20 protein-coding genes are annotated in these 24,149 nt (G+C 70.7%); 5 read left to right on the top strand and 15 right to left on the bottom strand.

Translation table 11 applies throughout. The annotated features are described in order from the left end of the window. Positions 1–62: 62 nt before the first annotated feature. From OG595_RS43515 to OG595_RS43460, 12 genes are all read right to left on the bottom strand, one after another. Complete coding sequence (locus tag OG595_RS43515; protein ID WP_329282169.1) at positions 63–503, bottom strand: RacP protein; 441 nt, start codon at positions 501–503, stop codon at positions 63–65. 2 nt (positions 504–505) lie between these two features. Further along, on the bottom strand, positions 506–1,507 hold the full coding sequence (locus OG595_RS43510; RefSeq protein ID WP_329282168.1) for a DUF6192 family protein: 1,002 nt from the start codon (positions 1,505–1,507) through the stop codon (positions 506–508). Between the two features lie 615 nt (positions 1,508–2,122). Further along, complete coding sequence (locus OG595_RS43505; protein ID WP_329282166.1) at positions 2,123–3,223, bottom strand: C45 family peptidase; 1,101 nt, start codon at positions 3,221–3,223, stop codon at positions 2,123–2,125. Continuing rightward, the gene (locus OG595_RS43500; RefSeq protein WP_329282164.1) at positions 3,193–4,227 is read right to left on the bottom strand and encodes a P1 family peptidase; all 1,035 of its coding nucleotides are present in this window, start codon (positions 4,225–4,227) and stop codon (positions 3,193–3,195) included. The genes OG595_RS43505 and OG595_RS43500 overlap by 31 nt, the downstream gene beginning before the upstream one ends. Beyond that, positions 4,224–4,967 (bottom strand): ATP-binding cassette domain-containing protein, encoded by a 744-nt coding sequence (locus tag OG595_RS43495; RefSeq protein ID WP_329282162.1) that lies wholly within the window; start codon positions 4,965–4,967, stop codon positions 4,224–4,226. The genes OG595_RS43500 and OG595_RS43495 overlap by 4 nt, the downstream gene beginning before the upstream one ends. Then, a complete protein-coding gene (locus tag OG595_RS43490) occupies positions 4,964–5,965 on the bottom strand; it encodes an ABC transporter ATP-binding protein (RefSeq protein WP_329282160.1) in 1,002 nt (333 codons plus the stop codon). Before OG595_RS43490 ends, OG595_RS43495 begins: the two co-directional genes overlap by 4 nt. Next, on the bottom strand, positions 5,962–6,822 hold the full coding sequence (locus OG595_RS43485) for an ABC transporter permease (RefSeq protein ID WP_329282158.1): 861 nt from the start codon (positions 6,820–6,822) through the stop codon (positions 5,962–5,964). Before OG595_RS43485 ends, OG595_RS43490 begins: the two co-directional genes overlap by 4 nt. Continuing rightward, a complete protein-coding gene (locus OG595_RS43480; protein ID WP_329282156.1) occupies positions 6,819–7,790 on the bottom strand; it encodes an ABC transporter permease in 972 nt (323 codons plus the stop codon). Before OG595_RS43480 ends, OG595_RS43485 begins: the two co-directional genes overlap by 4 nt. 8 nt (positions 7,791–7,798) lie before the next feature. After that, positions 7,799–9,406: an ABC transporter substrate-binding protein gene (locus OG595_RS43475; protein WP_329282153.1), complete on the bottom strand. Its 1,608-nt coding sequence runs from the start codon at positions 9,404–9,406 to the stop codon at positions 7,799–7,801. A gap of 196 nt (positions 9,407–9,602) precedes the next feature. Continuing rightward, a complete protein-coding gene (locus OG595_RS43470) occupies positions 9,603–10,604 on the bottom strand; it encodes a LacI family DNA-binding transcriptional regulator (protein WP_329282151.1) in 1,002 nt (333 codons plus the stop codon). Positions 10,605–10,631: 27 nt separating this feature from the next. After that, positions 10,632–13,598, bottom strand: a complete 2,967-nt coding sequence (locus OG595_RS43465) for an aminotransferase (protein WP_329282149.1) — start codon at positions 13,596–13,598, stop codon at positions 10,632–10,634. 282 nt (positions 13,599–13,880) lie between these two features. Next, positions 13,881–14,402 carry a GbsR/MarR family transcriptional regulator gene (locus tag OG595_RS43460; protein WP_329282147.1) on the bottom strand — a complete coding sequence of 174 codons (522 nt, stop codon included), beginning with the start codon at positions 14,400–14,402 and terminating at the stop codon, positions 13,881–13,883. A gap of 226 nt (positions 14,403–14,628) precedes the next feature. Between OG595_RS43460 and OG595_RS43455 the strand changes: the two genes are divergently transcribed. Continuing rightward, positions 14,629–15,783 (top strand): pentapeptide repeat-containing protein, encoded by a 1,155-nt coding sequence (locus tag OG595_RS43455; RefSeq protein ID WP_443073308.1) that lies wholly within the window; start codon positions 14,629–14,631, stop codon positions 15,781–15,783. Between the two features lie 620 nt (positions 15,784–16,403). Further along, positions 16,404–16,976, top strand: coding sequence for an AMIN-like domain-containing (lipo)protein (locus OG595_RS43450; RefSeq protein ID WP_329283623.1), 573 nt, complete (start codon positions 16,404–16,406; stop codon positions 16,974–16,976). Positions 16,977–17,341: 365 nt separating this feature from the next. On the opposite strand, the gene OG595_RS43445 is transcribed toward OG595_RS43450, so the two are convergent. After that, positions 17,342–17,935, bottom strand: coding sequence for a tetratricopeptide repeat protein (locus OG595_RS43445; RefSeq protein ID WP_329282145.1), 594 nt, complete (start codon positions 17,933–17,935; stop codon positions 17,342–17,344). A 26-nt stretch (positions 17,936–17,961) separates the two neighbouring features. Further along, positions 17,962–20,490, bottom strand: coding sequence for a CHAT domain-containing protein (locus tag OG595_RS43440; protein WP_329282143.1), 2,529 nt, complete (start codon positions 20,488–20,490; stop codon positions 17,962–17,964). A 215-nt stretch (positions 20,491–20,705) separates the two neighbouring features. Between OG595_RS43440 and OG595_RS43435 the strand changes: the two genes are divergently transcribed. The 3 genes from OG595_RS43435 to OG595_RS43425 all read left to right on the top strand — a co-directional run bounded on the left by OG595_RS43435 (position 20,706) and on the right by OG595_RS43425 (position 22,951). After that, positions 20,706–21,071 carry a hypothetical protein gene (locus OG595_RS43435; protein ID WP_329282142.1) on the top strand — a complete coding sequence of 122 codons (366 nt, stop codon included), beginning with the start codon at positions 20,706–20,708 and terminating at the stop codon, positions 21,069–21,071. After that, positions 21,068–21,736, top strand: a complete 669-nt coding sequence (locus tag OG595_RS43430) for a hypothetical protein (RefSeq protein ID WP_329282140.1) — start codon at positions 21,068–21,070, stop codon at positions 21,734–21,736. The genes OG595_RS43435 and OG595_RS43430 overlap by 4 nt, the downstream gene beginning before the upstream one ends. Positions 21,737–21,898: 162 nt before the next feature. Next, positions 21,899–22,951: a GDSL-type esterase/lipase family protein gene (locus tag OG595_RS43425; protein WP_443073307.1), complete on the top strand. Its 1,053-nt coding sequence runs from the start codon at positions 21,899–21,901 to the stop codon at positions 22,949–22,951. 641 nt (positions 22,952–23,592) lie between these two features. Here OG595_RS43425 and OG595_RS43420 read toward each other — a convergent pair. Beyond that, positions 23,593–24,042, bottom strand: coding sequence for a hypothetical protein (locus tag OG595_RS43420; RefSeq protein ID WP_329282138.1), 450 nt, complete (start codon positions 24,040–24,042; stop codon positions 23,593–23,595). Positions 24,043–24,149: the final 107 nt, after the last annotated feature.

Here is a 24,149-nt window from a genome sequence, read left to right as displayed (position 1 = left end):
TGGACGAACCGGACCGGTCTCCTGGCCTCCTGCGCATGATGGCGACCCCCTCTCTTGCGGGGCTACTGGTTCTGCGGATGGGCGATCATGTCGAGGGAGCTCTGGATGGCGTTCATCTGGGCGCCGATGTAGGCCACCCAGCGGCTCTTGGGGAAGAGCCGGGCATGCCCGGCCAGGATCCCGTTGATCACGCTGCTGATCTGCGTGGCCTTCACCTCGGCCCAGTGCCTCTCCCACTCCTCCAGCTCGACGGCGTCCTCGCAGAAGTGGTAGCCGTCCTTAAACGACCACAGCAGCGGCGGCCACCGCTTCTCACCGGCGACTTCGTGGTACGCGGCGAGCCCGCGCACGACCTGCGACCGGGAGAGCTCCGTGACCATCATGAGCCGGGGCTTCTTCAGCCCGGCCGGCGCGGTCTCCATCAGTGCCACGCGGATCGCATCCGCGTGGCGTGCGGAGGTGGGAGAACGGCGCCGGTCGCGCTCCCTGCTGGAGCGCGGCATGCCTACTCGCCCCGCAGGAGCCGGGCCAGGGCCTCGTCCACGTCCACGTCGCCGGTTTCGGCGGCGTGCTCGATCCACTCCAGCGCGCCGCGTACCCGGGCGATGTTCTCGCGTAGTACGGACTGTTCGTCGTCGCTGAGGATGCGTCCGCGCAGGCCGGGAACGACCCGGTTCGTCGTGGCCACGAACGCATGGCAGGCCCCGACCAGGTCCAGGAACTCCGCTGTCCGCTCGAAATGCCTGATGGCAGGGGCGAGTTCACTGGTCCGCTCGTACTCCTCGCGGGCCTGACGGCCTCGCTCGACCTGGGCATGATTGACCGACTGCCTCGCGCGGTCGTCCCCCATCGCCTTGAACGCGACATCGGGACGGTGCAGCAACCTGCGTGCGGCCTCCGCTGCCACCTGCTCGTCGTGGGCCAGCCCGCCGATCGCCTCGATGCGGGCCCTGGCCGGCACATTCTCGGCAACCGCCGGGCGCTGCAGCAGATCGGAAGCGACCTGGGCAGCGACCCGGTCGTCGGTCGCCAGGCCGTGGATCGCGGTCACCTTCTCCTGCACCGACTGCGGATTCTGGACCTGCCAGCCCATCTCCCGCTTCGCGGCGTCCTGGGTCCACCGGTGCGTTCCGTAGTGCTCGTTGAAAGGCGGCCTGCGGATCAGCTCGAACCGGTCCGGGCGCCCGCTGAGGATCCGGTGGATGTCCAACGACACCCCCTTGACCCGCTGCTTCGGCGGCCAGTGGGCCGCCGTGCTGCGGTAGCTCATCACACTCGATGTCGACACCCCGACGTCGTCCGCGAACCGGGCCAACGTCTCCTCGACCGTCTGGACATCCACCCCCGCCGCGGGCCGTGCACCCCCTTGCAGCTGAAGGGGCTCGATCTCCAAAGAGTTGTCACCTAACTTGAAATGCGTGTCCCGCTCGGTCTCGACCAGGCTCTTCGACTCCGCCACGAGCTCGTCGTAGCGTTCCTGGGTCACCTTGCCGATCATGGTGGGCATCTGCCCTCACCACCCGCCGCGGGACCCGGGGGCGGCACAGCGCCGGCGACAAGGCCGGACCCGCGATACGACTCACCGTCAACCCATCCGGAGATCGAACACCAGCACTGACCAGAAATGACCGAACGGAACCCGAAACGGTCAACTTGACCGTTCGCTCAAGCCCTTATTCGACGCTTCGGCGAACGCTTTGCTCCGCTGGTACGAGGCCCGGCCACGGCACTTCGCCGAGCAGTACACCGCATTGCTACGATGATCCACCCCGGCCACCCACACCGTCTGGCAGACCGGGCAGACCCGCCGCCCCTCACCGTCACGCTCGGCCGCGACCCTGCGTCGAATCCGCCGTGCACGCCGCCACTGCCTGGCCCGACATGCCGCAGAGCAGTACACCGCCCTCGGCGCGGACCCCACCTCCAGCGGAGAGTCACACACCGGACAGCACAGCCGAAACGACAGCCCGACCAACCCGGACACCTCACCAGGCTAGACCCGACTGAAGATCCATATCAGGGGATCAGACACAGGCTCTGAGCACCGTGTCGGTCAGTGGCTGCCCGGTCATGCCCTTCACCGGATAGCGGCAGATGGCTGTCAGTCGGGGCCGGTGGGGCGTCAGAGGTGCTCCCACGCCGATTCCTCCCCCGCTGTGCACGGTCCGCCCGCGTGGCACCTCAACTGCCTCTCCGCCAGGTCGAGGCTGACGGTGAGGAGGGTCCGCCACTGCTGGTGGAACGGCAGCCCCGGCTGCGGATGACAGCACACGGGGGCGCCGTCGCTCTCGTGGGCGTGGAGCAGTTCGGTCCAGCGGGCCGGATCGGCGGAGGCGAGGAGTTCGCGGCGGGTGGTGAGGTGTTTGAGGCGTGCGTAGGTGCTGCCTGCGGGCGCCGCCAGTTCCCCCGCGGCCAGCCGGTGGTCGAGGAAGTGGTTGGTGTGCAGGAGGTAGCCGTCGGGGTCGGGGGGCAGTACGGCGGTGCCGGCCGGGCTGAGTTCGACGCACGCGGCGTCACTGTGCCGTCCGTCGAAGGTGACGACGGTGAGCACGGTGGATGCCGACACGTCCGCCGAGCGGGCGATGTCGACGGCCTCGGCGAGGGTGGTGGCCTCGTCCAGGATCCGGCGGGCCACCACGTGGACGGGGATGCCGATGCGCTCTCCGTCGGCGGCGTGGCTGAGGATGTTGAAGTGCAGCCCCAGGCCTGCGGAGTTGAGGCCTATCTTGCCGAGGATGCCGGCCTCGGTGAAGATCCGTGCGTCGCCGGTCCGGCCGGCCGGATGCCGGACGAGGGTCTTGGCGTCGGTGAACTCCTCGTGCCAGTCCCAGGTCTGGATGGTGTGCGGGGCGCCCGGTCCGCCGACGTACACGGCGGTCGAGCACTCGCCCTCCGCCGTGGCACCGACGGTGGCGAGGATCTCGGTACGGGCGTTGAGCATGCCGAGCTGCCATACGTCGACCCCCACGGCATGTGCGACGGCGACCAGTTCCCGGTGAAGGGCGGGCGCCCAGCGTCGTATCCCGTCCGCGGCCTCTTCCCCGTACGGCCTCAGCAGGGCGGGATCGACCCGTACGGCCTCGAAGAGCCGCTGGTATGCGGTGATGCTCGTCCGGATGCGGGCCGCGTCGGCGGTGCCGAGGGCGTGGCCGCGTTCCGTCGGGTCGGCGGAGTGGAGGTGGTGGCGGGCGATCACCGGGCGCTGCGCAGGATCGCGTCCCACATGACCTCGGCGGCGATGGAGCCGAGTCCCACGGAGTTCAGCGCGTGGGCGCCGACCCGGGAGGGCGTGGTCGGCAGGTCGACCTCGTCGGTGGTGAGGGTGAACAGGGTGTCGCCGTCGAGGCTGGTGTGGAAGGGCTGGATGCCGCGGTGCATGGATCCGTGGACCTGCCTGCCGAACTGCTCCAGCGCCCGGTCCTCCAGCCGTACGTTGGTGACCAGCACCGAGATGGTGGTGTTGCCGTGCATGGTGGTGGGGCCGTCGCCCGCGAACGCCTCCTCGTAGTCGAGGTGCGGCAGGCGCCTCGTCCCGGTGGCGGGGTCGTGGTTGCCGCGTACGACCGTGCCGTCGCGGTCCACGATGACGCCGACCGCGTTGACCACCGTCGCGGCCAGGATCTTGATGTCCCCGATCTGCCGGAAGGCCGCGCCCTGTCCGGAGAACTCGCAGCGCGACGAGTCGATCTTGCCGACCGAGGCGCTGATCCCGGCGCCGGCCCGGCCGACGGGGAAGCGGCCCGGCTCGGCCGTGCGCAGCGCCGCCCGGCCGAGGGCGGCGTCGGGGACGACCGCGTTGTGGCGCGTGCCGAAGTCGTAGATGATCGCGCCCGACACGCACTTCAGGTCGCTCCAGCCGACCCGGTTGTCCACCCTGGCCCGCAGTTCGTCCGCGACCCCGGCGCAGGCGCCGAGCCCGTACAGGGAGCCGCCCGACAGACAGATGGCATGGGCGAACTGCTTGTCGCCGTACGACAGGCCGATGGCGCCCCCGCGTTCGTCGATGGACATCCGGGCGCCCGCCGGGACGTGGACGACGGTGGTCCCGGTGGGGCCTTCCGCGTACTCGGCCGTGCCGATCTCCACGCCGGGGAAGTCGAACTCCACTGTGCCCTGTCCGGGGCTGGGCTGCGGGGTCAGGTCGAAGTCGTCGTTGGTTCTCGCCGGGCCGAAGGACGGGGTCGGGACGGTCCGTGCGGGGTGTCCCGTGCGGTCGGTCGCGGTCATAGCGTCTCCAGGAGCTGTCGTGAGTACGGGTGCTGCGGGGTGGTGTAGAAGCGGTCGGCGTCGGCGAGTTCGACGATCTCGCCGGCGCGCATCACCGCCACGCGGTGGGCGAGGTAACGCACCGCGGCGAGGTCGTGGGAGATGAACAGGGCGCCGAAGCCCTGCTCGGTCTGCAGGTCGCGGACGAGGTTGAGGATCTGCGCCTGCACGGAGACGTCCAGGGCGCTGACCGCCTCGTCGAGGACGATGAACCTGGGCCGGGTGATCAGGGCGCGGGCGATCGCCACGCGCTGGCGCTGGCCGCCGGAGAGTTCGTGCGGGAGCCGTTCGGCGAAGGTGGCGGCCAGTCCGACCCGGTCGAGGATGCGCAGGACGGCCGGGTGGTGCGTGCGCAGTCGGCCGCCCACGGCGGCCGAGAGTGGTTCGGCCACCGAATCGGCCACGGTGAGGCGGGGGTTGAGGGACCAGTGAGGGTTCTGCAGGACTGCCTGGATCGCTCCGGCGGGGGTCCGTCTGCCCGGCGGGGCTCCGAGAAACCGGACGGAGCCGGTGGTGGGCCTGCGCAGGCCGAGGGCGACAGAGCCGGTGGTGGTCTTGCCCGAGCCGGATTCGCCGACCAGGCCGAGGGTCTCGCCCGCGGCGATTCGGAAGGTGACGCCGTCCATCGCGGTGACGGTGTGGCGTCGGCCGGACCTGAACACGACGCCGACGTCGGCGAGTTCGAGCACGGGCTCGTTCATCGGGCCTCCTCCTGTCCGGTCGGTGGAGATACGGGTACGGGTACGGGTGTCCCGCCCGGGTGATGGCACAGCACCGTCCGTCCCGCGACCGTGCGGAGCGCCGGCCGTGTCGTGGCGCAGTCGTCGTCCGCCGAGGTGCAGCGCGGGGAGAAGACACAGCCCGGCGGGTCCTCGGTGAGGACAGGTGGCGTGCCGCCGATGGTGAGCAGCCGGGTGCCGTCCTTGGCGCGGGCGGGGTCGGCGGCCGACAGGGCTGCGGTGTAGGGGTGTTGGGGGGCGGTGAGGACGTCGGCGGTGGTGCCGTCCTCGACGACCCGGCCGCCGTACATGACCGCGATGCGGTCGCACCAGCGGGCGACACCGCCCAGGTCGTGGCTGAGCCACAGCACGGTGGTGCCGTGTTCGGCGGCGAGGGTGAACAGCAGCCGCAGGACCTCCTCGCGGACCTGGCTGTCGAGCGAGGCGGTGGGTTCGTCGGCGATCAGCAGGGCCGGTCGGCGGGCCATGGCCATCGCCACGACGACGCGCTGGGCCATGCCGCCGGAGATCTGGTGCGGGTAGAGCCGCAGCACGCGTTCGGGGTCGCGGATCAGGACGCGTTCGAGCAGCGCGACCAGGTCGGCCGGCTTGTCGCGCAGGGCCAGCCGGAGCTGTCGGCCGATGCGCAGGGTCGGGTCGAGTGCGCCGACGGGGTCCTGCGGCACGAAGGCCAGACGCTCGCGGCGGAGCCGGGCGATCCGGTCGGGCGGGAGGTCCAGTACGGACTCGCCGTCGATGAGGACCCGGCCGCGAGGACAGGTGGTGGCCCTGGGCAGCAGTCGTCCGGTGAGCAGTCCGAGGGTGGACTTGCCCGAGCCCGACTCGCCGACGATGCCGACCCTCTCGCCGCGTCCGACGGTCAGGGTGGCTCCGTCGAGAGCGCGGACGACGCGGGAACCTGTGCGGTACTCGGCGACGACGTCGTCGATCACGAGCAGTGGTGTGGTCTCGGCGGTCATACCAGGGACCTCGTCTCCCGGGGTTCGAAGCGGTCGCGCAGGCTGTCCCCGATGAGGTTGATCGCCATGATCGCGGCGACCAGGACGACGCCGGGGGCGACGATCAGCCAGGGGGCGCCGACCATGTAGAGGCCGCCCTCCTGGATCAGCAGTCCCAGGGAGGCGTCCGGCAGCTGGACGCCGTAGCCGAGGAAGCTCAGGCCGCCCTCGACGAGGATCCCGACGGACAGGGCGTAGGTGCCCTGGACGGCGACGGTGCCGGCGACGTTGGGCAGGATGTGCCGGAGCATGATCGTCGGGGCGCGGACGCCGCTGATCCTGGCGGCGGTGACGAACTCGCGGCGGGCGACCGCGCGGGCGGCGGTGCCGACCATGCGGGTCATCAGCGGGACGGTCACCAGGACGATCGCGGCCAGTGCCGCCGTTCGGCCGGGGCCGAGGACCGCGGCGACCAGGACGGCCAGCACGATGGCGGGGAAGGAGTAGAGCACGTCACCGACGCGCAGGATCAGTTCGGCGGTACGGCCGCCCCGGTAGCCGGCGATCACGCCCAGCGCGGTGCTGATGAGCGCGGTGCAGGCGACGGCCAGACAGGACAGCAGGAGCGTGGTGCCGATGCCCTGGAGGAGGCGGGGCAGCAGCGAGCGGCCGAGGTTGTCGGTGCCCAGCGGCCATCCGGCTCCCGGGGGCATCAGCCGCGGGCCCACGATGGCGTCGGGCCGCCCCCCGACTCCGGCGAGCCGGCCCGCCAGGGTGACGAGGAGCAGGACGCCGAGCACCCGTACGGCGCCGCGGAACAGGCCGTCGTACGAGCGCATGGCCAGCGCGCGGCGCAGGCGCACCGTTGTGGCCCTCATGACGCGACCCTCTTCCCGGCTGTGCCGATCCGCGGGTCGATCAGCCCGCTGACGAGGTCCACCAGCAGGTTGGTCGTGATGAACACGGTCGCCGCGAGGAGCACTCCGGCCTGGACGACCGCGTAGTCGCGGCGGTCGAGACCGTCCACGAGGTACGAGCCGAGGCCGGGGACGTTGAAGAGCCGCTCGACGATGACCGTGCCGCCCAGGAGGTAGGCGCTGAGGGTGGCCACCAGGGTGAGGACGGGGACCGCGGCGTTGCGCAGGACGTGGTGGCGCACGATGGATCCCTTCGGTTCGCCGCGGGCGACGGCGGCGGCGATGTGCGGTTCGACGAGCACGCCGAGGACCGCGTCACGGGTGGTGCGGGCGGTGGCGGCGACGCAGAACACGGCGAGGACGCAGGCGGGCAGGAACAGGGAGCCGACGGAGCCGAGCACGTCCTGCGACCAGGGCACGTAGGTGCCGACGGTCAGGCCGAGGCTGTAGCGGGTGAACAGGAACACCACCAGGCTGCCGAGCACGAACTCCGGCAGGCTCATGCCGAAGGCGCTGACCAGCCGGCCCGGCACTCCCCCGCGCCCGCCGCTCTCCCGGGTGCCGGTGTACACGCCGAGCGGGATGCCGATGAGCACGGTGAGCGCGAGGGCCAGTGCGGTGAGGGTCACGGTGACCGGCAGTCGGTCGCCGAACTCGGTGGCGACCGGGGTCCGGGCGGCCAGGGAGGTGCCGAAGTCGCCCTGCACGGCGTTGCGCAGCCAGTACAGGTACTGCTCCGCCACCGGCCGGTCGAGTCCGAAGCGGGCTGCTGCGGCGGCCTTCTCCGACCGGGTGGCCAGCGGTCCGAGCACCAGGTCGGTGTAGCTGCCGGGCATCGCGCGCACCGCCGCGAAGATCAGCACCGAGACGCCGAGCAGGGTGAGCAGGGCGGCGGCGGTCCGGCCGAGGAGCCGGCGGATGTGGTCCATGGCAGCGGCTACTTCGCGGCCGGGAGCGTGTACGAGGTGATGTCACGCAGGAAGTTGCCGTAGCCCTCGGCGGCTCGCAGGGTCGGGCTGACCTGGTCGGTGCGGTAGCCGATGACGGACGGGCGGGTCACCAGGGGCAGCATCTGGGCGGCCGTGTCGACCCGGGCGCACAGGCCGGCGAGCGTCTGGGTGCGGGCGGTGCCTTCGGGTTCGCCGGCCGCCTTGTCGATGAGCGCGTCGAGGGTCTTGTCGTCGTTCAGGAAGGTGCCGGAGAAGCCCGCGAGCACCGGGTTCCACCAGCGGGACACCATGGAGGCGTCCACGTATCCGGCGAACCAGCCGATGGCCAGGTCGAAGTCGGGCTTCGCGCCGAACACCCTGGCGCCGTAAGTGGTGTCGTCGTACTTCTGGATCTTCACGGTGACGCCGGACTTGGCGAGCTGCTGCTGGATCACCTGGGCGATCTGGCCGACGGCGGGCTCGGAGGTGTACACGGCGAGGCGGAGCGTCCCCGCCTTCTTCAGTGCGGCAGTGTCGGCGGTCTTGTTGGTCGCGGCGGGAAGCTTCGCGGGGTCGCAGGCGCCGGGCAGGACGCTGGGGGTGACACCGGTGGGCTGCGCCTGTCCGCCGAGGGCGACGGAGGCGATCTCGGTCCGGTTCAGGGCGCTGTTCAGCGCGAATCTGACCTTCTGGTCGGCGAGCGTCGAGTCGGGATTCTTGGAGTTCTGGATCAGGTAGTAGAAGTCGCTGTTCGCCTGGCTGACGACCTTCGCGTTCCGGGTACCGGTCAACTGGTCCATGGAATCGATGTTGTTGAAGTTCACGAAGGACGCGCTGCCGTTGCGCAGGGCGGCGAGGCGGGCCGCTTCCTGCGGCACGATCTCGATCTTCAGATCGTCGACGCGGACCTTCTTAGTCTCGCGGTAGGCGGTATTGCGGGTGAAGTTCCAGTACTGGTCCTGCTTGTGGTTCTTCACCACGAACGGGCCGGTGCCCAGCATTTCCTTCGCCAGGTCCAGCGAGCCGTCGTCGACCTCCTTCATGGGGAGGATCGCGGCCGGGGTGTTGGCCAGCGCCGCGAGGAACGGCGTGTACGCCTTGGCCAGTTCGACGGTGACCTCCTCCGGACCGGTGGCGGTCACGGACTTCACCGGGCCGAGCTGGGCGGCGTAGGCGGCCTTGGACTTCAGCAGGCGCTGGAGGCTGCCGACGACGTCGGCGGTGGTCAGGGTTCGGCCGTTGGAGAACGTCACGCCCTTGCGGAGGGTGAAGACGTAGGTGGTGGCGTCCGGCTGCTTCCAGGAGCTGGCCAGCAGCGGCTCGATCCCGAACTTGGGGTCGACGGTCACCAGGGGTTCGTAGACGAGCGACTCGATCGACCAGGAACGGGCGGTGGCGGCGGTCTGCGGGTCGAGGCCGCCGGCTTCCACGGAGTCGTAGTCGAGTTGGACGGTGAGCGGTCCTGTGCCCTCGAAGGACGCGTCGGACGCGGCGAGATAGCCGGACTTCGAGGCTTTCCGCGTATCGGCCGCGTCGGTTGCCGCAGGTGCGGAACACGATGCCAGGGCGCCCGTCAAAGCGACGGAACACCCGACGATGATCGCTGATCTTCGCATTCTCGGTCCTCCTTTTCGGAGAGTTTGCCGGATCGTTCCGGCATGTGCAGTGAAGTTAGCCTCGACACATATTGGTGTCAATGAATAGAGGAGAAATAAACCTACTGGAAACAAGGGCCCCGAGCTGCGGTTTCAGCAAGGCATGGGGAATTTCCGAACACCCTCAGGGAATCCGGAAAACATAATCCGAATATGTTTATGGGCGGGTGGAAGTCCGCACGTTCATCTCGATGGGAAGAGCGCGCACCGTACCCCGTGGCGTCTCGCCGGACAGGATTTCGCAGAGCAGCCGGGCGCATTCGGCGCCCATGGCCCGCGGGCGGAGGTCGACCGCGGTGATGGGTGGTTCGGCCGTCCGCATGGAGGAGCTGTCCACGCAGGAGGCGAGGAGGAGGTCGCGGCCCACCGTCCGTCCGGCGGCGCGCAGTTCGGGCAGGATCGCGGCGGCGGCGCCGTCCGCGGCGCACACGATCGCGTCGATCTCGGGCGCCTCGGCGAGCATGTCCCGGACCGCGCCCTGCAGCACGTCGGGCGGGGAACCGAACGGCGCCTTGCGGACGAGCTTCGGTGCGCCGCGCGCGGCGCACCAGCGGGCGTGGGTCAGCTGCAGCGTGGTGGCCCAGTCGGAGGTGGTGTCGGAGGCGATGAACGCGGGGCGCCGGGCACCGGCCTCGTACAGGTGGTCCAGGAGTCCCGTCATCGAGGTCTCGTGGTCGGACCAGATCACCCCAGTCGGCTGCCGGTCTCCGACGTACCGCTCGGCCGTGACGACCGGCAGCCCGCTGTTCATCAGCTGCTCGACGACGGGGTCCTCGGCCACCGGGTCGCACAGCACCAGCCCGTCCACCTGTGGGACGGCGCCGCTGTGCGGCAGGTGTCCGGAGGACAGCAGGGTGACGTTCAGACCGGCGCGAGCCACCTGTTCCGCCACGCCGAACACGAACGACATGTAGTACTCGGCGCTGGTCAGGAACTCCGGGATGTGCAGGGCGATGGTGTCGGTCACCGAGGTGCGCAGGCTGCGGGCGCTGCGGTTGGGCGCGTATCCCAGGCGCTCGGCGGCCTCCAGCACCGCCCGGCGCGTCGGGCCCGACACCCGGCCGTGTCCGCGCAGCGCGTCCGACGCCGTGGTCTTGGAGACCGCCGCCTCCCGTGCCACGTCGGCGATGGTCGGCGGGGTGTCGGGTCCGGGCAGCACGGTCGGAATCCTAGACGACATCGCAGGTCACCATCCGTACCTCAGTACGTCGTCGAGGGCCTCGACGAACACGTCCGCGCTGTCGCGGGTCAGGCACAGCGGCGGCTTGATCTTCAGTACGCACTGCCGGTCGGAGGTCGGCTGCATGATCACGCCGAGTTCACGCAGCCGCTCGCAGATCGCCGCCGTCTCCTCGGTCGCGGGCTCCAGCGTCGTACGGTCCCGCACGAACTCCACACCCAGGTAGAGCCCCGAGCCGTGCACCGCCCCGATCAGCGGGTGCCGGTCGGCGAGTTCGACGAGCCGCCCCTTCAAGTAGCCCCCGACGTCACGGGCGTTGGCCTGAAGACCCTCGTCACGCAGGGCGTCGAGGACGGTCAGGCCGACCACGGAACTGACCGGGCTGCCGCCGGAGGAGGAGAAGAAGTAACCCTGGGTGCGGTAGGCGTCGGCGATGTCGCGGCGGGTGATCACCGCGCCCAGCGGATGCCCGTTGCCCATCGCCTTGGCCACGGTCACGATGTCCGGCACCACGCCCTGCTGCTCGAACCCCCAGAAGTGCGTCCCGAGCCGGCCGTAGCCGACCTGCACCTCGTCGGCGATACACAGCCCTCCGACGGCGCGGGTCGCCTCGTAGACGTGTTCCAGGTAGCCGTCCGGGAGTGCCATGCCGCCGGCGTTGCCGTAGTACGGCTCGCACAGGAAGGCTGCGGGCGGAGTCCCGCGCCCGGCGAGTTCCGCGATCCGGGCGGCGGCCTCGGGGCCGTACCGCCACGCCTGCGCACCCCGGTGGCCGCCCCGGTAGGAGTTGGGAGCGGCGACCGTGTGGACCCAGGGCGGCCTGGACGCAAGGGCGTTGGGATTGTCCGCGACGGACGTCGAGACGGCGTCGCTCGCGTAGGTCCAGCCGTGGTACGCCTCCTCGACGGCCACCACGTCCTGCCGTCCGGTGGTCGCCCAGGCCAGTCGCAGCGCGAGGTCGACGGCCTCGGAGCCGCTGTTCACCAGGAAGACGGTGTCCAGGCCGTCGGGCAGCAACTCGGAGATGCGCTCGGACAGTTCCACCACCGAGGCGTAGTGGAAGCGGGAGTTGGTGTTCAGCCGCCGCCACTGCCGGTGCACGGCGTCACTCAGGCCGGGGTGACCGTGACCGAGGATCGTCACGTTGTTGAGCATGTCGAGGTAGCGGCGACCGCGGGTGTCGACCAGGTGGTGCCGCCAGCCGAGTTCGATGCGGGGCGGGGCGTCGAAGTAGTGCTCCTGGACGGTGGCGAAGGAGCGCTCGCGCCGCGCCAGCAACTCCCCGTCGGTTGCCGAATCCTGGGGTTCTCCGGATTCCCGGCCGGTCAGCAGTGCGGTCGGGTCCGGGCACAACTCCAGCCATCCGGCGGCGAGTTCGGACTCGGCGAACCTTGGTGCTCGCCCGTCCGTCACCCGGGACAGCTGGACTCCCAGCGTATGGACGCCGTTTCGGCCGGCCACCGTGCCGAGGCGCTGCCCGACCGCGACCGGACCGGTCGCACCCTCGCGGTCGACGCCGTCCAGGACCAGGTCCGGCCCGGCCCCGCCGAGAGCCTTGAGGGTCAGCCCGTCGCCGGCGTGCCGGGTGACCGTTCCGGACCAGGGCGCCCGCACCTCCAGCGGCCCGGCGACGTACAGCTCCACCCCGAGCGCGCAGGTGCCGCCGTCGGTGTGCGCGCGCGTCATCCGGAACTCCCCGTGCCGGGTCCGTACCGCCGCCCGTCCCGCAGCCAACGCGTCGGCGGCGAGCGCCGGTTCGGCGTCGGGCTCCAGCCAGCGGCCCGAGTGCAGATCGTCGCTGAGCGCCGACAGGTCGAGGACGTGCACGTCGTCCGGCAGCCCGGGCAGCAGCCGGCCTCCGGTCACGGGAGCGGTGCGCGCCGGCGGACGGCCGAGGGCGTGCCGCAGCTGGGCCGCCATGACTTCCGCGGGGACGGACACCGCGGCCTCGAACATGGCCCACTCTCGGTCGAGTGCGGCCGAGGCATAACGGTTCTCCGGGTCCAGGAGCGTGTCGTACTGCCCGCTGACCACCATGACGGCCGACCGCAGCACGACCAGCGGCCACAGCACGGCCGTCTCCTCGTCCGAGAGCGGGCGGACCGCGTGGAACGCCTGTACGGCGGGCAGCACCGACGCCGGTCCCGTGCCGTGGTGGTGCAGCACGGAGGTACAGGTGACCGCGAGTTCCGCCACCGTCCAGCCGGGACCCAGATCCCCGAAGTCGATCACCCCGACCGGGTGGGGGCGCCCGTCGGCGGTCGTCTCGCAGACCACGTTGTTGTCGGTCACGTCGCCGTGGATCACCTGCACCGGCAGCGCGTCGGCGTGCGGCTCGACCAGCGCGTACGCGGTGCGAGCAGCCCGCAGGACCCGCTGGGCGCGCATCTGGTCGGACAGCCGCGGGGCGAGTTCCTCGATCACCGCGGGCGCGTTGCGCAGATCCCACAGGCGGGTCCGGTCGTGCTCCGCCTCGTCGGGTTCCACCGCGTCCCGTTCCACCACACCATGCCCCGCCCCGCCGGGTTCTGCCGCGTCGAGTTCCGCGAGCCCGGCGACGACTCGTCCGGCGAGTTCGCCGAGCCGGGCGACGACCTGGGGGGCGAGATAGCGACTGTCCATGATCGGTTCACCGGGTACGTACTCCAGCAGCCGGCAGGCGAGGGCCGCGCCGTCCACGGTGAGCCACTGGACCGCCGAGCCGTCCACACCGGCGAGGGCCCGGGGCAGCCGCAGCCCGGGCAGGACGGCCGTCAGACGGTCGACCGCCGCTCCCTGCGCGTACAGGAGGGCCGGATCCGAGGCGGGGTTGGCCAGCTTGAGGACGTAGTCGCCCGTCTCCGTGCGGACCCTGTAGTTGCGGTCCTGCTGGCTGCCGAGATCCTTGAGGGTGCCGCGCACGCCGAACCGTTCGGCGAGCAGGGTCGTCAGATCGGCCTCGTCGACCGAGGGGAAGCGCGGGGGATGGCTCATGGAGGGCTCCACCTCTGCTTGCCGGAACGTTCCGGCAACCGTAGGGCCGGCATCTCGGGCACGTCAATGCCCAACGCGCCCGAAATAAGCGACTTCACACCGAAGTATCCGAACCATCTTTCAAAAAAATTGAAAACTTGTCCCAGGTAGGGCCAGCGTCACCTCTGCCCGTCATGTGGCCCTTTCCCTGGGCCTGCTCCCCCAGTCCGCGGAGGCTCCCGAGGCCCCGGAGTCGGCCGCCCCGCTCGTCCTGCCCCTGGGACGGCGCCGCACACCGCGGGGCTAGCTCCCGCCGGCGTCCCGCTCCGCCTTGTGCCTGCGCCATGCGGCGGGCAGTTGCTGCACCTCCAGCAGCCAGTTCAGGTAGTCGCGCATGTTGCGGATGCGCTCGTGGGCGGGACCGCCGGGAGTGGTCCGGGCGAGCGCCCTGGCGGCGAGCTCGCTCTGGCTGCGCAGGTAGGTCTGCTCCTTGTCCAGGAACCCGGCCCAGACGTCCTCGTCCATGACGTAGTAGTGGGCCCGGTCGTCCGGACGCCGCACCAGCCGTACGAAACCCCGCGCGACGAGACTCCGGGTGTAAGTGGACACCGACCCGCGGCTGGCCCCGGCCGCCTCGGCCAGTTCCTCCGCCGACACACCCTCGGTGGCATCACTGACCATCAGGTGGGCGGCGATACGACCCTCGATACGTGAGGACCCCATGCTCTGCCAGTAGTCGGCGAAGCTCTCCACGAACCAGTCGGGGAAAGCCCCCTCGTCGCGCTCGTGCTTCTCGTCCTCGGGCCCGCCACCCTGCGGTTCCACTGCGCTGCCTCCCCGGCACGTGATCTTCAGGGGAGCCTAGGGAACCTGCCCCGGCAGGGCAAACGACAGGACGGGGAATGCATCGGCCGACCCCGGTGGCCCTCGGCACGGTTCCAGGCGAGCCGCACAACTCCCCCGACCCGCAAGGCCGTTCTCATTTCACGGGCCAGTCGCACAGCACTCTTGATCGTCCGCCGAGCGGCGCTAGGCTCTCGTGACCATGGGGATGAGGGAACCGGACCGCAGGCCGCGGGCATGGCACGACGGGCCGGTCAGGCGTCGTGCAGCCGCGTGTCTGCTGACCGGGGCGGGGCTGGCCGTTCTGGGCACGGTGTTCGTCGTACTGCCGGGGGTGGTGGTCGACCACGACCTCGCCGGGGCGAGCGTCGCCGCACAGGATCGGCTGAAGGCGGTCAACGACGTTCGTACGACGCTTCTGCAGGTGGTCGGCGGCCTCGCCGTGCTTTTCGGAGCGTATGCCACCTGGCGGCAACTGCGGGTGAGTCAGGACGGTCTGCGCGCCACCCAGGAGGGGTACGTCACCGACCGATTCAGCCGGGCCGTCGACCAGCTCGGCAGCGACAAGCTGGATGTGCGCATCGGCGGGCTGCACGCGCTGTGGCGGATCGCGGAGCAGTCGGCCCGCGACCGGGCGGCCGTCATCTCCATCCAGGCCGCGTACCTGCGTACGCACCTGCCCTGGCCGCCCGCCGGGCCGCAATCGCCGACGGCGGACACGCCCATCAACGACGTCCCTCCCCTGGAGACTCGCGCCGCCGACGCCCAGGTGGCGCTGACCGCGCTCGGCGTGCTGTGCCAGCACCGGGAGCAGTCCTGGGTCAATCTCAGCATCACCGACCTGCGCCGGGCCGACTGCGACGGCCTGTGGTTCCCCGAGGTCAACTTCGACCGCGCTTGTATGGAGGCGGCAGGCCTCTACCGCGCCAATCTGACCCAGGCGTCGCTGGTCTCGGTCAACCTGCGGCACGCCGACCTCACGACCGCGATTCTGCGCCGGGCTCGCTGCGTCCTGTCCGACCTGCGGGCCGCGAAGCTGGTCGAAACCGACTTGTGTGACGCCGACTTCACCGACACCGACCTGCGCGAGGCAAACCTGCGTAAGGCCGACGCCCGCGGCGCGGTCTTCCACCGCACCGACCTCCGTATGGCCGACCTGCGCGGCACCGACCTGAGCACCGCCGGCCTTGTCGAAGCACGGCTGACCGGCGCTCTGGCCAGTGAGCACACCCGATGGCCCACCGACTTCGACCACACGGCCGCCGGAGTCGTCGACACCGATGACCCCGGACCCGAGCCCTCGCCTCTGCTCCAGCCGCCCGGGGTGACGTGGCACGCACCGGCACTGCGGTCCGCTCCCTGACCGGACCACGCCGGTCAGGACTGCGACGGCCTCGGTCCGCCTGACTGCGTCACGGCTCCCCGGCGGCGACCTGATCCCGCAGAACCCCGGACCGACAGGCCGACAGGCCCCCAAGTCACCAAGTCACCAAGTCACCAAGTCACCAAGCAGATCCGAGAGTTCGCCTTGGCGCTGGTCGATCGATCGTCACTCCGCGTCTGTGCTCCGGGGCATGATGACGGCCGTGGACACCGGGATACTGGGAGACGTCTGGCAGCGGCTTCTCACCGACCCTCGCAAGTCGTGGGTTCTGTTCGAGCATGGCGCTTGCGTCGTGCCGACCGTTCCGGACGGAGAGCTCGCCGAACAAGCCACCACCATCCTGGAACAGTTCGGTCCGGCGCGTGCCGGATCGAGGTCAACCACACCCGCCGCCCCGACCCTGCCTCTGCCGGATCCCGGCTCCTCACCCAGGTGCTCGTGCCGCGAGTTCAGCCGGGCGCCGAACCTGGAATATCGAGGGAATCTCACGGACGGCAAGATTCCTCGTTTGTCCCGTCTGGCGTACAACCTTCCATTGTTGCGGGCCGTCTCACCCGGTGTCGGAGTTATGCGGCCAAGCACGACCAAGGGGGGACATGATGCGAGGTATCAGAGCGGCAATGGCGGCGCTCGCGCTCGCGGGAGCCATGCTCGGGACGGCGGCGAGCACTGCGGGCGCGGCCTCGGCGGAGGGCTCACGTGCGGCGGCGGCCTGCCCGACGGGCTGGGGCAGCGGTGCCAAGGGTGGCGCCGCCACGGGAGCCGATCACCTGGTGGACGTCCGGACCGGACAGCACGAGTGCTACGACCGCATCGTGTTCGACGTACCGGGCGGCGGCCAAGTCGACTACAACGTCCAGTACGTGGACCGGTTCTACGCGGACCCCTCGGGCCAGTACATACCGGTCGCAGGCGGAGCGATCCTCGACATCCGCGTCGGCGCGTGGAGCTTCGACCTGGAGGCCGGCGTACCGACCTACCCGGGCAAGGTGGGCAAGCCCCTGCCCGGCGTGAACATCAGCGGGTACAGCACCCTCCGGGACACGCGGTTCGGCGGCACCTTCGAGGGCCAGACACAGGTCGCTCTCGGTGTGCGTGCCCGACTGCCGTTCCGCGTGCTCCAGTTGGACGACCGGGTCGTGGTCGACGTGGCCCACAGCTGGACGAGCTAGGCCGACCGCCGCGCCGGGATCGATCTGCGGGGCTCGCCCACGGGGCGGTTTCGGACCCGCTGGATCTTCGTCGTGCGTGACGCGAGTGCAACCGCCAGCCCAGGAATGGAAGTTCATCGGGCCGTACCTGCCGATCGGCGAGTACGGCCCGTACCCCGGGCAACTGCGACAACAGACCGGAGGCACGTTCCGGCGGTTCAGGACCGGCGGACGGTGGCGGGAGATGCCGCTCGGGTTCGTCGCCGGCAGAGGTCGCCGGCTTGGGCCGCGGAGAACCGGCACATGGCGAAGCCGTCGGCAAAGAGCACGCCGCGTCGTACCAGTTCACGGATCATCACGCCCGTTGCGGGCCGTGCCGCTCCCGCCTACCGCTTCTTCCTCGCTCGGTAGTTGGCGTTGGGGATGACCACACCGGTGAGCAGACGGTCGGGGCCGACCTGCCAGGCCCTGATGATGGCCTCCGGAGGTGCGTGGTCGCCTTTGACCCGCGCCCCGTCGATCTCGTAGACCCAGTCCTCGCCAGGCTCGCCGTGCAGGGCGGCCTTGACCAAATCGTCAGGCACGTCGATGCCCGCCCGGTCGGCCGCCTCCATCGCGGCGATCCGCCACTGGAGCGCGTCCCGCGTTTCTTCCCAGCCCAGGCCTTCCGCTATCGCGAGCGATCGCCGGTAGCAGTCCGCGGCCTCGGCGAACCGGTCCTGGACGCGCAGGACGAGCGACATGCCGGTCAGGGCGCGCATCTCGCCGGGCAGGTCGTCGAGCCGCCGGTAGGCGTCAAGGGCCTCGGTCAGGCAGGCGGACGCCTCCTGCAGCCGGTCCGCCGACCGGTAGACGTCCCCGGCGCGCACGAGGACGGCGGCATGGTCGGCGAGTTGCGCCGGACCTGCCGCAGCTTGCCGCCCGCTTTCCTCGATCAGTTTCTCGACGTCTCTGACTTCCCTGCGCAACTTTCTGTGCATTCGCCATCCTTGTCGGTCTCCGGCTCTCAGGGTCCTCGGTGCACATACGCCGCCCAGTCCACCGGGTGGGTCCGTTCCCGCACTTCGTCGAGCGCGTCGTGCAATGCGCGCGCCGCACTGTCGGCGTCCAGTTCGCCGCCGCGGGACAGCCGGGAGTAGACCGCCTCGGCAGTCTGTGCGGCGCGCCGGTCCTCGATGTGCCACTGGGTCGCGACCACGTGGCGGTAGCCGACGAGTTGCAGGACCGCCGACAGGTGGAGTGCCTCGTCTGCGAGCCGGCCGCTGCCCAACGTCGTCATGCAGGCTGACAGGTACGCCAACTGCGCCCCCTCCAGGTGCTGGTCGGCGAGGTCGAGGACGGTCAGCGGCCCGTCCGACAGGACGATCCCGGTGTACAGGGGCCGCTCGGGGTCAGGCTGCGTGTGCCCGGCCAGATGCAGCCACGAGTGCTCGGCCAGCGCCCGCAGCACCTCGGTGCGGGTTGCCTGTGGACCGGTCCGGATGGTCAGCCGCTCGGGCGGAACCACGGCGGCGAGCCCCGCGACCTCCTGGCGCACCTCGGGCAGCGTGGGCTGGCGCCCGTCTCCTTCGGCCACTCCGACGGCCAGCACGCGGGCGGGTGCCCTGTCGCGGTCCTGGCGGGCCCGCAGCAGCGCGCCGAGACCGGAGGCGTAGGAGGGCACGACTCGTCCGGGCACGGACCTGGCCGGATCCTCGCCGGAGCCGTAGTGGCCGGCCGCGTGCACCGGCAGGAACGTCAGTGGTCCCGTCGGGCACCACCACAGGCGTGGCAGCGGTTCCCCCGGCGTGCCGGTGAACCCCAGTGCGTCGAGCACGGGCTCGGTGACCGTGTCCCACAGCCAGGCCAGCATGTCCACGAGTTCCTCGCGGAAGCGCTCGCGCACGAGGAAGTCCTCGGGGCCCCTGAACTGGGCGGCGTAGGACAAGGACTCCAGGTAGGTGTTGCACCTCTCCAGTACGGACTCCTGGCTCAGCCCGGACAGGGGCACCACGGTCACCCGCCCGTCCGACACCACCAGCGCGTCGCAGCGGCTCTCGGCGATGTTGAGCCACACGACGGGTCCCTCGTCCGCGGCCGGGTACAGCCGGTCGGCGGGAAGGGGGGCCAGGAAGTCCGTCCATCCCGGGAGTCCGCGCACCTCCCGCAGTGTGGCGTCCCAGAGCCTGCTGAGCCGCGTCCGCTCCCCCTCGTCCACGGTGCCGCCGTCGAGTCCCTGGCGCGCCGTGTGCAGCCGGTCCACCAACTCCGGCTCGGTAACGGCCAGTTCGGACAGGTCGGACCGCAGACGCAGACTCTGGCCCCAGAGCACCGAAGTGCCCTGTTCGAGCATCTCGACCGCGTGCTCCGGCCTGCCCAGGTTCACGGCGACGGCCGCCGCCACGCACGCCACGCCGCGTACGTCGTCCAGCGCCGATTCCCGGCTGGCCCGGTCCAGGCCGTGCCAGACGATGACCGGGAGCAGGTCCACCGCCGTGTGCAACGCGGCCAGGGCCGTGTCGGCATCACCCAGGTGTTCGGCAGCACCCGCCCAGGCGAGCGCCATCGTCAGCCGCAGCTTCGGCGCCACGGTCGTCGAGGACGCGACGGCGCGGAGCACGTCCAATGCCTCGGCCAGGTCGGCGCCGTCGCCGTCACGGTCGTGCCTGCTCCGCAGGACGTTGTTGAGGTTGGCCAGATGCCGTCCCTTCGCCGGGTCGTGCGGCGGGGTGAGGTCGACCGCACGGCGCACCAGGATGATCGCCTCGTCCAGATCCGCGTCGTTCCCGGCACGCAGGAAACGGTCGTGCAGGGCGGACGCCAGGTTGGACAGCAGGATCGCCCGGGCCAACGGATCACCCGGGTTGTGCTCGATGCCCTGCCGGAAGAGCCGGACGGCTCTGTCGAGATCGCCCGGGTCGCCGGATCGTTCGAAACGTGCCTGCAGGAGGATGCCGAGGTTCGACCGGACGTGTGCGTATGCGGAGTGGCCGGCGGCCAGGTGTTCGACGGACATTTCGGCGGTGTGGACGGCCAGGTCGAGGTCGGCGTCCTCGTCGGTCCGGAGGAAGTGCAGACGCAGGGCCATGGCGAGATTCGCCATCCGGGTCGCCCAGTCCGGATCCTGGACGGCGGTCTTGTTGACCGCCTGCCTGCTCGCCTTCAGTGCCTCGTCCAGATCGGTGACCGCACGTGTCCGGTCGTACCTCGCGACCAGTAATCCGCTCAATTCGTCGAGCAGGTTCGCCAGTTCCGCGGCAGCCGGATGCGCGGTGATCAGCAGACGGGTGAGTGCGATCGCCTCGTCCAGGTCCTCGGGCGTGGCGCTCAGCCGGTGGCGGCCCAACAGCCACTGCCGCAGTCTGCCGGTGACTTCGGCCCAGTGCGGATGGCCGGCGGGGAAGCCCTGTTGGGCCCGTCGGCCGGCGGCTACGGCGTCGTCCAGGTCCGCGGACCGCCCGGCGAGTTCGTACCGCGTGACCAGAGCCTCAGCGAGGCGCATCACCTCGGCGGGGTCGGCGACCGGGCCCGCGCTCAGTGCTCGCTGCCGCGCCACGACCTCGTCGAGTCGGGCCGGATCGATGGCCGGACGCGATGCCGGAGACGACGGACGCGCCCCAACTCCCGCGCGCGGCCGTCCAGTCAGTCGTGCCACCCAGTCGCGCACACAGATCATATTGCCATCACCACTCACTACAATGGCGAGGTTCCACGCAAGCGGGGAGGACGAGGGTGATACCGAGCGAGCCGGCCGCTGCCGTGAGAGCCGATGTGCCCTACGAGGCAACCACGGCGTTCCGGTGGACCGAACGCGCCTTCCACCTGATCGAGTCCGGAGGGATACAGACCGGCGTGGTCGTCGGCGAGGGAGTGGTGACGGCGACCGTCGGCGGCCCGTGCCCGCGTTGCGGTCACCAGTTCGTCGACCGGCAGGTCGGCCAGGCGGTCACCGCGGTGAGGGGCGGACACGGCAGGGACCCTCTGCCGCGAACCGTGGTCATCGATGTCAGTTGTGGCTGCGGCGAGCTCCACGCGGGCGCCCCCGGGGAAGTCACCGGCTGCGGCGTCGCCTTCCGGGTCCAGTTGGTGCTCGACGCGGGCAGTGACGCGGCCCGGCCGGACGAAGCATCCCCATGAGCGTGCCACCACGCTACCGGGCCCAGTTGCCCGACCGACCGCCCACACCGTTCGATCTGACCGAACGGGCCGAGTTCGAGCGGCTCATCGACGAATCGCTCCCCCGCGTACAGGACAGCGCGGAGAAGTGGCGCAACGGCCTTGCCGCGTTCATCACCCTGGTGACCACCGGTTTCGTGATCAAGGGACGGGATGTGGTCGGCGACGTGCCCGTCGGCTGGCGGATCGCCATCACGACGCTGGTCGCGCTCGGCCTCGCCTCCAGCGTGATCGGGCTGTGGCAGGCGCTCGCGGCCCAGGCCGGTGGTCGCTCGCTGACGCTGACCCTGGCCGACGTCCACGAACGGTACGGATCGGTCCGCGCTCTCCGGGTCGCCGCCGCCCGCAACGCCGGGGCCAGGCTCGACATCGCCCGGGCCGCCGTGGCCGCGGGCCTGCTGTGCCTGCTGGCAGGGGTCGGCCTGACCTGGTGGGCCCCCGCCCCCGAAGCCGCAGGCCCCCCGACCGCCTACCTGAAGGTCGAGCACGGCTCGACGGCAACCTGCGGCGTCCTGCGATCGGCCGACGGCGGGATGCTCCGGCTCGCCGTGGCGGGAGCGCACAGCACCGCCGTCATCCCGATGGCGCAGGTGAGCAACATGTCCGTGGTCGCCGCCTGCGGCTGAGAGGGCAATTCACCTGACGCAAGATCCGTCACATCCGGGCCCGTCCGGGCTATTGACGTGCCTACGACAACGGTGGCTTGATGAACGATACGCAAGTGTGGGAGCGCTCCCACACCCGCGTCCCGCACCCCCGCTCCCGCCCCACTCCGGGAAGGACACCCCGTGCGCAGCAGACACCACCACCCCCTCCTCGCCGCTTTCCTTGCCGCCCTGTTCACCTTTGCCGCCGGGTTCGGCCTGGTCGGCGCCCCGTCCGCCGCCGCCGCGACTCCGGTACGGATCATGCCGCTCGGCGACTCCATCACGGGCTCCCCGGGCTGCTGGCGCTCCCTCCTCTGGAACCAACTCCAGAACGCCGGTTACACCGACATCGACTTCGTCGGCACCCTGAACGCCCAGAGCTGTGCCCTCACACACGATGCCGACAACGAAGGGCACGGCGGCTTCCAGGCCACCGCCACCGCAGACCAGAACCTGCTGCCCGGCTGGCTGGCGGCGACTCGGCCGGACATCGTTGTCATGCACTTCGGCACCAACGACGTCTGGAGCAGCATCACGCCGGACACCATCCTCACCGCGTACACCAAACTGATCGGCCAGATGCGGGCCAGCAACCCGGCGATGAAGGTGCTGGTAGCCCAGCTCATCCCGATCAACCCGAGCAGTTGCGCCGAGTGCGCCGCTCGTACGGTGGCCTTCAACCAGCGCATTCCGGCCTGGGCACAGGGCATCACCACCGCGCAGTCACCGGTCACCGTCGTCGACCAGTGGACGGGCTTCGACACGGCCACCGACACTTACGACGGCGTCCACCCCAACGCCTCCGGCGACGCCAAGATGGCGGCCCGCTGGTACCCGGCGCTGTCGGCCCTGCTCACCCCGGGCGACCCGGGCGACCCCGGGGACCCCGGGAGCGGTGGCTGCTCGGCGGCCTTCCGGGCGGTGTCAGTGTGGCAGGGCGGCTACCAGGGTGAGGTGACGGTCACCAACACCTCGTCCACGGCGGCGATCTCTTCCTGGACGGTGACCCTCGCGCTGTCGGCGGGCACCCAGCTGACCCAAGTCTGGAACGGCGCGCTGTCCGGGACGACGGTCCGCAACGCCGGGTGGAACGGCACGGTGACGGCGGGGGCGAGCACCACCTTCGGCTTCCTGGCGAGTACGCCGGCCGGGGCAGGCGCGCCGTCGGCGACGACCACCTGTTCGGCGTCCTAGCCTGTCCCTTCAGCTCCGGCTTCGAACGTGCCTCGAACCTGACCCGCGTCTTGGCGGTTCAGTGGACGCGCGAGCGGCCTTCGCCCGATCCTGTGCTCCGTCAAGGGGCCAGAGGAACCAGCGCGAAGGCCGTGATCGTGAGGTGCCGCCGCTTCCTTACGATCGATGGCCGGCTCGAAGGAGCCTTCCCGATCGCGGGGTTGCCGATCCCGACCGGGCGGATGTCCGTCAGCACAGCTCTGGACCGAGTGCTGTTACGGGAGTTGCCGCCGTCCTCGCCCGCCGGATCACGCCTGTCACACCGGAGACGGCCGGTGGTCCCGCCCTCCAGGGCGGACCCCAGCACCGCCTTGGCCAGCCGCTTCAGCAGCTGACCTCGCCGGAAGGGGCGGCTCATTTCCGGGGAGCATGCTCGGTCAGCGCGATGCGGTTGCCCTCAGCCGTACCGTCGGCGAGCAGGACCGCCTTCGACCGTGTGGTGCGGCGCAGCGACCACGACAAGCCCCTCGCGCTGGGCAGGGTGCACGCCACTCCGCGAGATCCGGCATCAACCGGGTGTCCTGCTGACACGGGAAGAGCGCACTGTCCCGGTGGCGCTGACGCAGACGGAGGTCGCACCTGCGGGGGCTACGGGTGGTCGATCAGGCCGCTCTTTTCTCCGGTGGAGGCGAACCGATCTCCTTCGCCACGTCCCACACGCGTACTCCGTCCTCGTACCCCGCGGTGATGATCAACGGTGGGCCCTGCGCCGGCCGGACCTGGCAGGCGGCGCGTACGCAGCCGTGGCCGCTGAGGAGGCCGGCGAGGTCCATGCCCAGGCCGCCGGCGCGCTCGCCGGTGAACGGGTCCCACACAGCGGTGCCCGGTCCGTCCCCGCCGGCGACCAGGAGCGTGCGGCCCCCGGCTGCCGCCTGGCACAGGCCGTACACGGGCCCGACACCGGCGGTGAACGCCCTTACCTCCTGCGGTGCCTCCACGTCCCACAGTCTGACTACCCCGTCCCAGCCCGCGGTGGCGAGCAGGGTGCGGTCGCCGTCGGACACCTCGCACAGGGTCCACACGGAGCCGTTGTGCGCGGTCAGTTCCAGCACCGCGTGCCGGACTCGGCCTCACACAAGTTCACTGTGCCGTTGCCGTGCCCGGACGCGAGCCGTGTCCGCCCGCCCGCACGCACCTGACACAGGGCTAGGGTCCACCC

It is taken from the genome of Streptomyces sp. NBC_01451 (assembly GCF_036227485.1).
Taxonomy (GTDB): domain Bacteria; phylum Actinomycetota; class Actinomycetes; order Streptomycetales; family Streptomycetaceae; genus Streptomyces.
This window is presented reverse-complemented; position numbering and strand designations above follow the sequence as displayed.